Source organism: Microbacterium thalassium (assembly GCF_014208045.1).
Lineage (GTDB): Bacteria > Actinomycetota > Actinomycetes > Actinomycetales > Microbacteriaceae > Microbacterium > Microbacterium thalassium.
This window is the reverse complement of record NZ_JACHML010000001.1, coordinates 1,646,387-1,660,565: the sequence shown is the minus strand read 5'-3', so window position 1 is coordinate 1,660,565 and position 14,179 is coordinate 1,646,387. Positions and strand designations below refer to the sequence as shown.

11 protein-coding genes are annotated in these 14,179 nt (G+C 71.6%); 4 read left to right on the top strand and 7 right to left on the bottom strand.

All coding sequences use genetic code 11. From position 1 onward, the window contains the following. Position 1: 1 nt before the first annotated feature. Together HD594_RS07615 and HD594_RS17845 are read right to left on the bottom strand one after the other, a co-directional pair. Complete coding sequence (locus HD594_RS07615; RefSeq protein WP_184750367.1) at positions 2 to 2,311, bottom strand: RyR domain-containing protein; 2,310 nt, start codon at positions 2,309 to 2,311, stop codon at positions 2 to 4. A gap of 70 nt (positions 2,312 to 2,381) precedes the next feature. Next, entirely contained in the window at positions 2,382 to 3,302 is a 921-nt protein-coding gene (locus HD594_RS17845) for a helix-turn-helix domain-containing protein (RefSeq protein ID WP_184750366.1), read from the bottom strand. A gap of 147 nt (positions 3,303 to 3,449) precedes the next feature. On the opposite strand from HD594_RS17845, the gene HD594_RS07605 reads away from it, so the two are divergent. The 4 genes from HD594_RS07605 (at position 3,450) to HD594_RS07590 (ending at position 8,763) form a co-directional block, all read left to right on the top strand. Next, entirely contained in the window at positions 3,450 to 4,922 is a 1,473-nt protein-coding gene (locus HD594_RS07605) for an aldehyde dehydrogenase family protein (RefSeq protein WP_246413922.1), read from the top strand. A 116-nt stretch (positions 4,923 to 5,038) separates the two neighbouring features. Then, positions 5,039 to 6,124 (top strand): sugar ABC transporter substrate-binding protein, encoded by a 1,086-nt coding sequence (locus HD594_RS07600; RefSeq protein WP_184750365.1) that lies wholly within the window; start codon positions 5,039 to 5,041, stop codon positions 6,122 to 6,124. Positions 6,125 to 6,184: 60 nt separating this feature from the next. Then, positions 6,185 to 7,708, top strand: a complete 1,524-nt coding sequence (locus HD594_RS07595) for a sugar ABC transporter ATP-binding protein (RefSeq protein ID WP_184750364.1) — start codon at positions 6,185 to 6,187, stop codon at positions 7,706 to 7,708. Continuing rightward, entirely contained in the window at positions 7,705 to 8,763 is a 1,059-nt protein-coding gene (locus tag HD594_RS07590) for an ABC transporter permease (RefSeq protein ID WP_184750363.1), read from the top strand. The genes HD594_RS07595 and HD594_RS07590 overlap by 4 nt, the downstream gene beginning before the upstream one ends. 16 nt (positions 8,764 to 8,779) lie before the next feature. Here HD594_RS07590 and HD594_RS07585 read toward each other — a convergent pair whose 3' ends face one another. The 5 genes from HD594_RS07585 to HD594_RS07565 all read right to left on the bottom strand — a co-directional run bounded on the left by HD594_RS07585 (position 8,780) and on the right by HD594_RS07565 (position 14,130). After that, entirely contained in the window at positions 8,780 to 10,327 is a 1,548-nt protein-coding gene (locus HD594_RS07585; protein ID WP_184750362.1) for a hypothetical protein, read from the bottom strand. Positions 10,328 to 10,433: 106 nt separating this feature from the next. Further along, positions 10,434 to 11,213: a glucosamine-6-phosphate deaminase gene (locus HD594_RS07580; protein WP_184750361.1), complete on the bottom strand. Its 780-nt coding sequence runs from the start codon at positions 11,211 to 11,213 to the stop codon at positions 10,434 to 10,436. Beyond that, positions 11,206 to 12,141, bottom strand: a complete 936-nt coding sequence (locus tag HD594_RS07575; RefSeq protein WP_184750360.1) for an ROK family protein — start codon at positions 12,139 to 12,141, stop codon at positions 11,206 to 11,208. Before HD594_RS07575 ends, HD594_RS07580 begins: the two co-directional genes overlap by 8 nt. A 43-nt stretch (positions 12,142 to 12,184) precedes the next feature. Next, a complete protein-coding gene (locus HD594_RS07570; RefSeq protein WP_184750359.1) occupies positions 12,185 to 13,156 on the bottom strand; it encodes a carbohydrate ABC transporter permease in 972 nt (323 codons plus the stop codon). Further along, complete coding sequence (locus HD594_RS07565; RefSeq protein ID WP_184750358.1) at positions 13,153 to 14,130, bottom strand: carbohydrate ABC transporter permease; 978 nt, start codon at positions 14,128 to 14,130, stop codon at positions 13,153 to 13,155. The genes HD594_RS07570 and HD594_RS07565 overlap by 4 nt, the downstream gene beginning before the upstream one ends. Between the last annotated feature and the right edge of the window lie 49 nt (positions 14,131 to 14,179).

Sequence of the window (14,179 nt, the reverse complement as noted above, 5' to 3'; positions counted from 1 at the left end):
GTCAGGTCTCGGGCTCGTACGCCTGACGGAAGTGCGCGTCGGGGACGACCCAGCGCTCGCCGTTCTCACCCTCGACGATCCAGTCGCCGTCCTCGGCGTGCGCCGATCCCTCGAGCGTCTGCACCGTCTGCGGCTCCTCGACGCGGGTCGCGCGCACCGATCCGCGACGGCGCCACCGCCCGTCGCCGGCGGGCTCGTACATGTCCGCGAACTCCGGCGGCCTGACCGACCACTCGCGCGCTCCGTCGCGGACGCGCCAGTCCCCCGGCAGCGCCTGCATGGCACTGCCGGTCGACGTCGTCCAGGTCCACGCCTCGTCCACGCGCTCGGCGCTGACCTCGCCGCTGCGGCGGAAGCTGCGCCACACGGCGGGGCCGGCTCCGTCGCCTCCCGCCGCCGGGCGCGATGCGTACCCCATGGCGCGGAGCAGCCCCAGGGCGTCCAGCACCGAGCGGCGGGTCTTCGCCTTCCCGGCGGCGTCGACCTCGTCCCACGGCACGAGGAGCGGATGCAGCCGCCGCGCGTCGTCGCGCCGTGACGCGTGCCGCCACCCCGCTTCGAGGTGGCGGGCCCGCCACGACTCGTGCTCGCGTCGGGCCATCTCGTCGAGCTGCGCGTCGGTGGGGTGCGTGTCCTCGGGATCGGCGCCCGGCGGGACCGACCCCCACGTCCGCCCCACCGCGACCGCGGACGAGAGCGTCTCGCGCACCAGCCGGATGTTGCTGTCGCGGTAGAAGGCGCCCAGCTGGTCCCAGGGGCGGCGCGCCGGGTGCGCGGGATCGACGCCGTGGTCGTCGAGGTAGTTCTCGTGGGCCACGCGGGCCACGCGCTCCCAGCGGTCGGGGCGGCCGAGATCGCCGATCGCGGCCGCGAAGGGATAGAGCTGCTCCATGACCGGCTCCTCGGGAATCGGCCCGCCTTCCTCCACCTGCGCGTACACGGGCCATCCCGGGTGGGCAGCCGCGATCTCGGACGGGCTCAGCACGGGGGCGTCCTCCGCGGGGGCGATCATGACCGCAGGCGCCGTCGCGCCGGCCAGCGCGGTGACGAAGCCGTGCTCGGCGTCGTCGTCGTCGAGGGCTTCGACGTCGGCGGCGGCGTTGCCGAACGCACGCTGATGCAGCGTGTGGCGGCGCAGCAGCGACGAGGCGTCCGCTCCGACGATCACGATGCGCGGGGGCGGGCCGCCGACAGGCGTGCGCCGCGCCGCGCGCTCGCGTGCGCGCTCGGCGACCTCGGCGGCGATCGCCAGCACGAGGTCCGAGCCGCCGTGGACGGCGACACGATCGCAGCCGTCGCGCATCCACCGTTCGACGAGGGCCTCGGCGGTGGCCTCGTACACGCCGACGGCGTCGAGCGCCCAGCCCGGCCGGTCCACCTGGCGGCGGCGCCAGTACTCCGCGACCCACACGTCGTCGATGCGCACGACGGCGCGGATGTGGCGCGGCGAGTCGTCGGGCAGCTCCGCGAGCTGGGCCGCGAGGCGCTCGAACCGGCTCAGGTTCGTGCCGGCGACGGGGCCGAGGAGGAACAAGCCGTGCAGGGCGATGCGGTCTCCCCGCAGCGGACGCGAGCGCAGGGCGAAGGTGCGCAGCGCCACGTCCGGCGAGTCGGACCAGCGCAGCACGACGATGCCCGGATGCCGCGGCTGCGGGGGCGGCGGGTCGTTGGGGTCGGCGCGGACGACGACCATGGTGCGCTCGTCCAGGCGCGTGCGCACGCGCTCGGCGGCCGGCAGCGTGACATCGAGCGGCCCGTCGACGACCACGCGCGAACCGGTCCGCCGCATCCGGAGCACGTCCAGCTGCGAGCGGAAGACGACCGCCACCGCGGCCGCGAAGCCGATGCCGACGGTGGCGATCACCAGCATGCGCGCGGCCAGGAGCGCCAGCGGCGGCTCGGCCGCGCACCCGGGGACGACGCCGAACACCTCGGGCACGACACCGAGGAACAGCTCCATCGCCCACGTCAGCGGGCTCCAGAACGGGACCGCCTCGGCGGCGCACTCAACGTACGACACGAACGCGAGCACGACCGCCGACGTGCCGAGGATGCCGATGGCCACCAGCCGCCGTGTGCCGTAGCGACGGGTGCCCTGCAGGGAGACCAGCCAGCCGAGCAGGGCGGCGAGCGCCGTGGCGACCGTGATCACGGCCCACGACGTGGGGTTCCAGAACTCGGACCACGGGGCAGGCGGCACATGCTCCGGTTCGAGGGCGGCCACCGCGAGCATGACCAGCACGGCCGCGCACAGCGCCGACACGGCGATGATCGCGGTGCGAAGAAGCACCCGGGAGCGCCGTCGGCTCATCCGCACCCCTTGTTCGGATCAAGCGCGATGCTAGCAGGACGGATGCCGCACTCCCAGCCCGCCCCGCGGGTCACACGGCGTGCTGCTCGGCGCGCCACTCCCTCGGGGTGCGCCCGTGAGCGCGCGAGAACGCGCGCGTGAAGGTCGTGACATCGCGGAAGCCGGAGTCGTAGGCGACCGATTCGACGGTGCGCTCGGGTGCTGAGCGCAGCAGCTCCTCGGCGACCCGCATCCGCTCCCCCCGCAGCACTCGCGCGGGCGACTCGCCCACCTCCTCGAACACCTGGTAGAGCCGGCGCCTCGAGACGAAGTGCCGGTTCGCGACGTGGTCCATGTCGATCCCCGGCTCGGTGGCGTGCTCGCGGAAGTACTCGTGCACCGCGTGGCGCAGCCCTCCCGAGGTGCGCGGGATGCCGCTTCCCTCGCCGAAGGACGATCGGATCATCACCGCGGCGAGGTCGCGCAGCGTCTCGGCGACCTGGACGCGACCATGCTCCAGGGGCAGCGCCCCCGCGTATGAGAACAGATTCCGCGCCGCGCGGGCGTCCCAGCCGCCCGGCACCGCGAGCCGCTGCATCGCCTGCTCGATCATCGCCGACGGCGCCCCGAGCGACGAGCGCGAGACCTGCACGATCAGCTGCTGCTGATCGCTCCAGGAATAGTCCAGGTAGTAGGGGCGATCGGTCGCGTAGACGCTCACCGAGCCCGGCCGGACCGACGCCGCGTGACCCTCCTGCGACACGATGCCGCGCGAGGACCGCTGCAGCGACAGATGGATGTCGTCGCTCTCGGCACGGTCGGCCAGCCGCTCGGTGCGCTCGGCGCTCGTGCCGCACGTGGTCACGAGAGACACCGACAGCCGCTCGTCGAGCGACTCGTGCTCCATCCGGCCCGCGAAGCGCGGCTCGAATCCCGCACAGCGCAGCGGCACGAAGCATCCGCTGACGATCGTCTCCCAATCGTCGGCGCTCTCCACATCGAGAACAACCACGTTGAGGCCTCCTGGTGCTCCCGGAGCCTAGCCCGGGACCGCGACGGCGGCCAGCCCGTTTCCGTCACGAGTGGGTAACGCGCCCCCGCACTGCACAAAACGCCGGTTCGCCGCAGGGGATCGCTGGAACCGTGGCAGACACCGACGATGGCGACGGGAGAGACGATGACGTTCTTCGCACAGGAGCTCTGGGAGGGCCGCGGCTATATCGGCGGCTGGGTCCGACTCGACGGGACGGCGACGGTGACGTCGCCCCAGACGGGCTCCGCGGTGGCCGAAATCGGCGTCGGCAGCGCCGCCGACATGGCCGAGGCGATCGAACGCGCCGATGCCGCGCAGCGCGAGTGGGCGCGCCGTCCGGCGCAGGAGCGCGCCGACGTCATGCACCGCGTCGCGGGGCTGCTGGAGGAGCACGCAGACGTGCTGTCGCGGTGGCTGATCGACGAGGCGGGCTCGGCACAGGGCAAGGCCGCGTTCGAGGTCGGCCTCGTGGTCTCCGAAGCTCGCCAGGCGGCGGCGACGGCCGTGATGCCGTACGGTCAGCTGCTCACGTCGATTCACCCGCGCCTGAGCCTGGCCCGTCACCGCCCCGTCGGCGTGGTGGGCGTCATCTCGCCGTTCAACTTCCCCGCGATCCTCGCGACGCGGTCGGTCTTCCCGGCGCTCGCACTCGGGAACGCGGTCGTGCTCAAGCCCGACCCCCGCACGTCGATCGCCGGCGGCCTGTTCCTCGCCGCGATCCTCGAAGAGGCCGGCCTTCCCGCGGGCCTGTTCGCCGTCGTCCCGGGAGGCGTCGACACCGCGACCGTGATGATCGACCACCCCGGCGTCCCGGTGATCTCGTTCACGGGCTCCACGGCGGCCGGCCGCGCGATCGGCGAGCGCGCCGGGAAGAACCTCAAGCGCGCGCACCTGGAGCTCGGCGGCAACAACGCCATGATCGTCATGCCCGACGTCGACGTCGCCGCCGCGGCCTCGGCGGGCGCCTGGGGGTCGTTCCTCCACCAGGGGCAGATCTGCATGACCACCGGACGGCACATCGTCCACGCGGACGTGTACGACGAGTACCTGTCCCTGCTGAGCGAGAAGGCGCGCGCGCTGAAGGCGGCGGACCCGTCCACGGGAGCGCCGCTGGGGCCGATCATCGACGTCCGCCAGCGCGACCGGGTGCATGACCTGGTCACCGCCACGGTCGGCGCCGGCGCAAGCCTGTCCGCGGGGGGCACGTACACCGACCTCTTCTACCAGCCCACCGTGCTCGGCGACGTCCGCCCCGAGCACGTCGCCTTCACGGACGAGATCTTCGGCCCCGTCGCCCCGGTGCTGCGCTTCGACGACATCGACGAGGCGATCGACATGGTCAACGCGACCGAGTACGGGCTGTCGGTCGCGATCCTGGCCGGCGACGCGTTCCGCGCGTTCGAGCTGGCCGACCAGATCGACAGCGGCATCGTGCACATCAACGACCAGACCGTCGACGACGAGGCGCAGGCGCCGTTCGGCGGCACCGGCCACTCGGGCACCGGAGCGCGCTTCGGCGGGCACGAGGCCAACATCGAAGCCTTCACCGACACGCAGTGGGTGACGGTGCAGTCCTCGATCCAGCAGTACCCCTTCTGACCCCGTCCGCACGGGCGGGGTCCCACCTGAAAGGCACCAGGAAGAAAGGAAATGCGATGATGCATGGACGATCGACGCGAACGGCGAGGGCTGCCGTTCTCGTAGCCACCGGCGCGGTGGTGCTCACCGCGTGCTCCGGCGGAGGCGGCGACACCGACTCCACCGACACCGGCTCCGACAGCGGCGACGCGGTCTCCGCCGCCGAGGAGTTCATCACACCCTGGCTGGGCGAGGGCGAGAAGAACCTCCTCATCACCGAGCCGCTCGACGAACCCGTCCCCGAGGGGACCCACGTCATCTACCTCGACGTGGGCACGCCCGTGAGCGCCGTGATGTGGGGCAACCTGCAGACGCCGGCCGAGATGCTGGGACTGGACCTCGAACGCGTCGAGGTCGGACGCGACGCGCAGAGCATCAACTCCGCCATGAACACGGTCGTCGAGCTCGAGCCCGACGGCGTGATCAACATCACGCTGGACCCGATCTTCTTCGAGTCCCAGATCGAGCAGCTCGACGCCCTCGGCATCCCCATCGCCAGCGGCTCGGTGATGAACACCGTGGAGTACGGGCTCCCCGAGGCGTTCAACGGCCCGGACTGGATGACCTCGAACGGCGAGGCGCTGGGCGCCGCGGCCATCGCGCGCTCGGGCGGTGCGACCGAGTACGTGTTCTACAACATCCCCGAGTTCCCGTTCTCGCCGTACGAGATGGAGGGCGTGCAGTCCAAGATCGGCGAGCTGTGCCCCGACTGCACGGTGCGCACGGTGGACATCCCCATCGCCGAGCTCGGCTCCACCGCCGCCGACCGCGTCGTCAGCGACCTGCAGGCGAACCCCCAGACCGAGTACTTCATCTCGGCCGTCGACGAGGTGCAGATCGGTCTTCCCGCGAAGCTCGAGCTCGCCGGCATCGATGTCAAGGGGATCGGCATGTGGACGGCGCCGCCGAACTACGAGCAGATCGCCGCGGGCGACGAGGACGCGACGCTGTCGGTCGACCTGAACCTCATGATGTGGACGATCCTCGATCAGCTGCTGCGTGAGATGGCCGGCCAGGAGTACCAGTGGCCCGACGCCCAGACACGGGCATCGACGCTCACGCGGATCACCGACCAGTCGAACGTCCCCGACGACCCGGTGACCGGCTACGTCTCCATCCCCGACTACCAGGACCAGTTCGCTGCGATCTGGCTCGTCGGCTGACGACCGCCGGGGAGGCGCCCAGCGCCTCCCCGGCACCCCTTCCCCCACAGGAGCACCCGAATGACGGAACCGGCCGCCGCACCCCCGCTGCTGCACGTGACCGGCCTGGTCAAGGTCTTCCCCGGACTGACCGCGCTCGACCACGTCGATCTCGACGTCCGCCCCGGAGAGATCGTCGCGATCGTCGGCCACAACGGCTCGGGCAAGTCGACGCTCGTGAAGATCCTCTCGGGCGCCTACACCGCCAACGCCGGGCGCATCTCGCTCGCCCCCGGAACAGAACTCCACTTCATCCACCAGGACCTCGCCCTCGTCGAGGACCTGTCGGCCACCGAGAACCTCGCGCTCGCCCGCGGCGGCGGTGCGGCCGCGCTCGCCCCGTACGGCGGACGCGGCAAGAGCGAGCGCACGCGCGAGCTGATCTCGCGCTTCGGGCCCCCCTTCGACGTCGACTGCCCGCTGCGACGGCTGAGCCCCGCGCAGCGCGCGATCGTCGCGATCAGCCGCGCGCTGGACGGCTGGACCCACACCGAGAACGTCCTCGTGCTCGACGAGCCGACCGAATCACTGCACCGCAGCGAGGTGGACGTGCTGTTCTCGGCCGTGCGGCGGCTCGCCGCCGACGGGGCCGGCATCATCTTCGTCTCGCACCGCCTCGACGAGGTGCTGGACCTCGCCGACCGGATCGTGGTGCTGCGCGACGGCGTCAAGGTCGCCGACGACCCCGTCGAAGACGTCGACGAGTCCCGGCTCGTCGAGCTGATCACCGGGGCGGATGCCGCGGCGATCGCCCACGAGCGCGGCGCGACCCGGCGGGGCGACGACGAGCCCGTGCTGACCGTCCGGGGACTGCACGGCGGCAGCGTCGAGCATCTCGACCTCGACCTGCGGCCCGGCGAGATCGTGGGCGTCGCCGGCGTGCTGGGCTCCGGCCGCGAGGCCGTGCCGTCGCTCCTGTACGGGGCGACCGCGGGGACCGCCGAGCGCTTCAGCGTCGCCGGCTCCCCCTACCCCACTCGGACGCCGGCCGAGAGCATCCGTCGCGGCATCGCGTTCGCGCCGGCCGACCGCGCCCACCTCGGGATGGTCCGCGAGCTCAACGCGCGCGAGAACCTCACGCTCCCGCAGCTGCGCACCCTCACCGGCCCGCTCGGCCGTCTCTCGCTGAGGCGCGAGCGCGCGGAGGCGGCGCAGCTGCTCACCGACTACGACGTCAGACCGCCCCGCGCCGAGCAGCGCATCTCGCTGTTCAGCGGCGGCAACCAGCAGAAGATCGTGATGGCCCGGTCGCTGCGCGACCGTCCCGCCGTGCTGCTGCTGGATGAGCCGACCCAGGGCGTCGACATCGGCGCCAAGTCCACCATCTACCGCGCGCTCGAGCGCGGCGCGGCGGAGGGCACTGCCGTACTCGTCAGCTCCTCCGACGCGAAGGAGCTGCTGACGATCTGCGACCGCGTCGTCGTGATGCGCGACGGACGCGCGGCCGCCGTCCTCAGCGGCCCCGACCTGACCGAGCATCGCCTCGTCGCCGAAGGCTACGGCCTGCCCGACTCCCCCGCATCCCGCCCAGAGGAGCACCCGTGACCCGATCCCGCGCCGACATCCTGCGCGCCCTGTCGTTCCGCAACATGAGCGCGATCTACATCTTCATCGCGCTGTTCGCCGTCTTCTCACTGTGGATCCCCGAGAAGTTCCTCCAGGTGGGCGTGTGGCGCTCGCTCCTGGACGCCGAGGCACTCACCGGACTCGCCGCGATCGCCGCGCTCATTCCCCTCGTCGCCGGTTCGCTCAACCTGGCGGTGGGCGCGCAGGTCGGCTTCTCGGCGATCCTGTCGGCCTGGCTGCTCGCCAAGGCGGGGCTCCCGATCGCCCTCCAGCTGCCGGCCGTCCTGATCGTGGGCGCGTTCATCGGCTACGTCACGGCGCTGGTGATCACGAAGCTGCGCGTCGAGCCGATCATCGCGACGCTCGGCATGAGCTCGATCCTGCTCGCCGGCATGGCCTGGGTCTCGGGCAGCCAGCAGATCCTCGGGCTCGACCCCGCCTACCGCGAGATCGCCACGACGCAGTTCTTCGGCATCACGGTGCCGGTGTACATCCTGCTGCTGGTGGCCGTCGTCACGTGGTACGTGCTGGAGCGGACCCCGGTGGGACGCCGCATGTACGCCGTGGGCTTCAACCCCGAGGCCGCGAAGCTCGCGGGCGTCGACGTCGAGCGGCTGCGGATCGGCTCGCTCACCGCCGGCGGGGCGCTGGCCGCCCTCGCCGGGGCCCTTCTGACCAGCCGGCTCAACGCGGGCGACCCGACCGTCGGCCCGAGCTTCCTGCTGCCGGCGCTGACGGCGGTCTTCCTCGGGTCGACGCAGTTCCGGGGCGGGCGGTTCAACGTGCTCGGCACCATCGTGGCGATGTACGTGCTCGCGGTCGGCATCAAGGGCCTCCAGCTCGCCGGGCTCCCGCGCTGGGTCAACGACCTGTTCTACGGCCTGTCGCTGCTCATCGCCGTCGCGCTCTCGCAGTGGGACAAGACCGCCAGCCGCGGCTCCGCGATCGATCGCGTGCTCAAGAGCGTCGGCAAGAAGGACGGCGCCCCGCCGCCCGAGCAGCCGGCCCCGGCATCCGCCTCCCGCGAGTCCTGAGCCGCCGAACGGACCGCTACGACCAGATCTGCGCGAGGTATGCGTCGGTCGGCTCGGGGGTGACGGCGTCGAACGTCTCGCTGGTCCATCCGGCGAGCGTGCCGTCGAACTCCCAGCCGCCCGGCGCGTCGCTCGCGCTGCTCGCTTCGGAGACCGTCGAGTTCTCGCCCTGCCAGTCGTTGCTCTCCGAGATCGAGCCGAACACGTGCGAGTCCCGCGCGTACATGTTGCCGGGGTCGCCGGTGCCGTTGATCGCCTGGGTGCGCTTGGGGTCGTAGGCGCCCTCGGGCAGCCCGAACCGCACGGTGATCGCCGTCCGCTGCGAGGTGAGGATGCTGTGATCGAGGGTCACGAACGGCTCGCCGGATCGAGGGTCCGACGGGCTCACGCCCCCGATCTGAAGCGCCGAGTTCAGAGAGCCGAAGAGCGTCGAGTCGCGGACCGTCAGACCCCGGTACCAGCCGGAGCCGTACATCTGCAGCGTGTCGTCGTGCGACTTGTTGCCCGATGCCCGGAACACCGGGGCGCTGTAGCAGCCCTCCCACACGCAGGAGTCCAGGACGCAGCCGTCCCCGGCGGCGTACCAGGAGATGTCGCCGCCGCCGACCCGCGGGTCGCGGACGACGACCTCATAGGCTCCGCAGTTCTCCGTGACGGTCGTGTACGAGGAGGTCATCCCGAATGCGCGGGCGAAGGTCGATTGAGCCCACGCGCTCCGCGAGCAGTTGGTGAGGAGCATCGCGCGCCCGTCGATGCGCGCGAAGGTGACCCCGTGCACGCTCCGCAGTCGCGCGGAGTCCGTGATGGTCACCGTTCCCCGGCCGTCCCGAGGGGACACCAGCACGTTCTGCGCCCATGAGACGCTGCCGGCGGTGTCGATCATTCCGTCGGCCGAACTGCCGGCACCGTCACCGGGAAGCGTCCCCGGCCGCACGCGGATGTGGACTCCCTCGGCGGCCTGCTCGTCGCTGACCGACCGGATCGCCGCCGCGATGGCCGGCCACGTGCAGTCCACCTCGAGGACGTTCGGCGCCACCAGCCCGATCCAGGGGGTGTGGGCGGGCCAGTGCGTGCCGTTCGGCCCGAACGAGCGCACGAGGTCCGGCCGCTCGCCGGTGTAGCCGGGGATCGTCACGGTCGCCAGGGCCACGACCTCCCCGTCGTCGATGACCGTCACCGTGAGCACGTCGCCGGTCGGCGCCGGGCGCGCATCGACCTGCAGCGTGAAGCCGATCTCCTCGCCGGGGAGCACCGCCCCCAGCGCGCGCACGCCGTCGGCGGCCGCGGGCGTCGCCACCGAACCCGACGACGCGGTGATGCCCAGGATCTGCGACCCGCCGTGTGTCGTGAGCTGCCACACCGCCGACGTCGACGCCACGGTCGCCGACGCGTTGGAGATCACGAGGTCGATGTCGTGAACACCGCTGGCGCTGACGGGGGCGAAGGACGCGCTGAGCTGCGCCGAGGCGGTGGGCTCGCTCGCGACGGCCGCGGGGACGGCCGAGACGGCCATGACCACGGGTGCCGCCCATACGCCGGCTGCGAGCAGTGTTCTGCGTGGCACGTCCACCGGCGCCCCTCCCCCAAGGTGCTGATGTCCTCAGATTAGGGGCGCCGGTCGCCCCGCTCGTTGCCGGTGTGTTTCAGCTGCGTGATGATCGGGAGAAGCCTCAGAGGCCCTGCCACTCCGGCTTGTTCGCGAAGGTGTAGCGGTAGTAGTCCGCGTGGGCGAGGCGTGATGCGGCGGCCTCGTCGACGACCACCGTGGCGTGCGGGTGCAGCTGGATCGCCGACCCCGGCACCGAGGCGCTGAGCGGGCCCTCGACGGCGCCGGCGACCGCCGCCGCCTTGCCCTCGCCGAACGCCAGGAGCACGAGGTGGCGCGCCCGCAGGATCGTTCCCAGGCCCTGCGTGATGCAGTGCATCGGGACGTCGTCGATCGACGGGAAGAAGCGCGCGTTGTCCTCGCGCGTCTGCGCGGTCAGGGTCTTCACGCGCGTGAGCGACGCGAACGAGGAGCCGGGCTCGTTGAAGCCGATGTGCCCGTCGGTGCCGATGCCGAGGATCTGCAGGTCGACGCCGCCCGCGGTCTCGATCGCCGCCTCGTAGTCGGCGCCCGCGTGCTCGATGCCCTCGAGCGACCCGTTCGGCACACGGATGCGCGCGGGGTCCAGGCCCAGCGGCTCGACGACCTCGCGCGTGATGACCGAGCGGTACGACTCGGGGTGGGCGGGATCGATGCCGACGTACTCGTCGAGCGCGAAGCCGCGCACCCGCGACACGTCGACGCCGGCGATGCGGGGCCGCAGCGCCTCGTAGACGGGCAGCGGCGTGGAGCCGGTCGCCAGCCCCAGCACCGTCTCGGGGTTCGCGCGGACGATCCGCACGATCTCGTCGGCGACGAGGGCGCCGGCATCCGCGGCGTCGGGCACGATGACGATCTCAGCCATGGGCGAGGACCTCCTCGGGGTCACGGGTGGCTCCCACGATCGCGGCGCCGAGCGCCGCCGCGGGCGACCCGACGGGCAGCACCTCGACGCGCTCGTCGAGGTGCAGGGAGCGCATGAAGGCGGATGCCGCGGCAGCGGTCCGCAGCTCCGCGCGGATGTCGTCGAGCAGGCGGTCGCCGAGCGCGGTCAGACCGCCGCCGAGCACGACCGTGTCGACGTCGGCGGTGAGCACGAGCACGCGGATCGCGGCGGCGACGCCGCTCGCGAGACCCGCACGCAGCTCGCGCGCCCGCTGGTCGCCGGCATCCGCGGCGTCGAAGACGTCGAGCACCGGGTACGGGGCCTCGCGCCAGCGTGCGGCGATGGCGCCGCCGCCGGCGAGGGCCTCGACGCAGCCGCGCTGGCCGCACCGGCACACGGGGCCGTGCAGGTCCACCGGGATGTGGCCGACCTCGCCCGCCGCCCCGCGCGAACCGCGCCACAGTACGCCGTCGGCGACGATGCCCGCCGCGACGCCCGTCCCCAGGTTGAGGTAGGCCATCGAGGCGACCTCGCGCCCCGCGGCACGGTGGATGGCATCGGCGCCGAGCGCCGCGGCCTTCACGTCGTTCTCGACCTGCACCGGCACGCCCAGCCGCGGGCCGACGGCCGCCGCGAGGTCGAGGTCGTCCACGCCGAGGTTCACCGCGTGCACGACACGGGTGGTGCCGGGCTCGACCTGGCCGGGGATGCCGACCCCCACGGAGCTGATGCGCTCGGACTCCATGCCCGGCTCGGCGGCCAGTGCCGCCACGACATCAGTGATCGTGCGGGCGACGGCATCCGGCCCCCACCCCGTCGGGCGGCGCAGGCGCGCGACGATGTCGCCCGAGGGCGCCACCGCGACGGCGTCGGTCTTGGTGCCGCCGACGTCCAGTCCCACTCTCATCGGCCGCCCTCCCCTCGGGAGGCGGCTGCGTTCCTCGCGCGCATCAGCCCTTGACCGCCCCGGCGACGAGGCCGCCGGTCATGCGTCCCTGGACGATGAGGAAGAAGATCACGACGGGGATCGCGATGAGCGTGGAACCGGCCATGACGGCGCCCCAGTCGACGGAGCCGCCGACGCTCGACGACTGGAACGCGTTCAGCCACGGCATGAGGGGCAGATTGTAGCCCTTCATCAGCAGCAGTGCCATCGTGAACTCGTTCCACGACTGGATGAAGGCGAAGATGCCCGTCGAGATCAGGCCCGGGGCCAGGAGCGGGAAGGTGACCTTCCAGAACGCCTGCGACTTGGTGCAGCCGTCGATCATGGCCGCCTCCTCGAGGTCGGCGGGGACGCCCGCGACGAAGCCGCGCAGAGTCCAGATCGTGAACGGGATGACGGATGCCACGTACACGATGCCCAGGCCCAGCAGGGTGTTCATCAGACGCCAGTCGTCGATCATGCCGTAGATCGTGAACATCATCGCCTCGCCGGGGATCATCTGGACGATCAGCACCGAGATGATGAAGCCGCGACGGCCCTTGAAGTGGAAGCGGGCGACGGCGATCGAGGCGAGGAAGGCGAACAGCAGCGTGACGATCAGCACGCCCGCCGTCACCGTGATCGAGGTCATCAGCGCGTGCGGGAAGTCGGTCTGCCCGGGGGCCGCCTCGCGCGTCCACGCCGTGACGTAGTTCTGGAGCGTCAGGTGGAACGGGAAGAAGCTCGGGTCGCGGCTGACGATCTCGCTGTTGGGCGTCAGCGACATGTTCACCATCCAGTAGACGGGGAACACGCTCAGGCCGAACACGATCGCGGCGGCGATGTTGAGCAGGGTGCGGTACACCGTGCGCTTGGCGGAGGGGCGGCGGGCGCGGATCGAGCGCTTCTTCGGCGTCTTGGCCTGGCCGACCTCGCCGAGGACGTCGTCGACGCCGACCGTCGACAGCTGGGTGGGGACGCTGACCTGGGTGCTCACAGCTCCTCCTCCTTCAGGGTGGTGCGCACGTATCCCCACGAGAGGGCGAGCAGCAGGATGACCATGACGACGCCGATCGCGGCGGTCGCGCCGAACTCGCCGACGCCCTGGCGGAACAGGTACGTGCCGAGGACGTTGGTCTCGGACGCGAGACCGCCGCGGCTCTGGAGCGCATAGACCTGCGTGAAGATGCGGAGGTTCCAGATGATCTGGAGCACCAGCACGACGGTGAGGATGCTGCGCAGGTACGGGAAGACGATGAGGCGGAACCGCTGCCAGCCGGTCGCGCCGTCCAGCGACGCCGCCTCGAGCACCTCGCCGGGCACCTGGCCGAGTCCGGCGTAGGTCGTGAAGGCGACGAACGGCACCGACTGCCACACGATGATGATCGTCAGCACGAGGTAGAACGACCACGGGTTGAGCAGCCATGAGTGGTTCGTCCAGTCGCTCGTGCCGGTGACGGTGTTCAGAAGCCAGTTGACGACGCCGTACTGGGTGTCGAAGATCCAGCCCCAGACGACGGTAGCGGTCAGGGGCGGCATCGCCCACGCCAGCAGCAGGCCCACCGAGACGACGATGCGCCATGCCTTGCTCAGGCGGGTCATGAGGACGGCGACGAGGATGCCGAACGTGAGGTTCAGCACCGTCAGGACGACCATGAGCCCGAGGCTGCGCATGAGCACGGCGGGGAAGTCGGACTGCGTGAACAGGTCGATGTAGTTCTCGAGGCCGATGAAGTCCGGAAGGGTGCCCTGGACCTTGTTCTTGACGGTGTAGTCGGTGAACGACTGGATCACCATGAGGACGGCCGGGTAGCCGACCATGACGCCGAGGATGATCAGCGACGGGCCGAGCAGGGTCCACGCGCCGCGCGCCTCGCGGCGGCGACGCGACTTCTCGCGCGGGTTCAGGGGCGCCCGCTGGCGCGATCGGCTGTCATCGGTCGGGGTGATGAGGGCTGCGGTCTCGCTCATGTCGCCTCCTCTCTGGATGTTGCGAAAGTACCGGGGGATGCGCAGGGCA

Bases quoted from the DNA above. Each gene is read 5' to 3' on its own strand.
- HD594_RS07615 (WP_184750367.1), bottom strand. From the start codon at position 2,311: ATGAGCCGACGGCGCTCCCGGGTGCTTCTTCGCACCGCGATCATCGCC.
- HD594_RS07575 (WP_184750360.1), bottom strand. From the start codon at position 12,141: ATGAGAGTGGGACTGGACGTCGGCGGCACCAAGACCGACGCCGTCGCG.
- HD594_RS07565 (WP_184750358.1), bottom strand. From the start codon at position 14,130: ATGAGCGAGACCGCAGCCCTCATCACCCCGACCGATGACAGCCGATCG.
- HD594_RS07605 (WP_246413922.1), top strand. From the start codon at position 3,450: ATGGCGACGGGAGAGACGATGACGTTCTTCGCACAGGAGCTCTGGGAG.
- HD594_RS07595 (WP_184750364.1), top strand. From the start codon at position 6,185: ATGACGGAACCGGCCGCCGCACCCCCGCTGCTGCACGTGACCGGCCTG.
- HD594_RS07580 (WP_184750361.1), bottom strand. From the start codon at position 11,213: ATGGCTGAGATCGTCATCGTGCCCGACGCCGCGGATGCCGGCGCCCTC.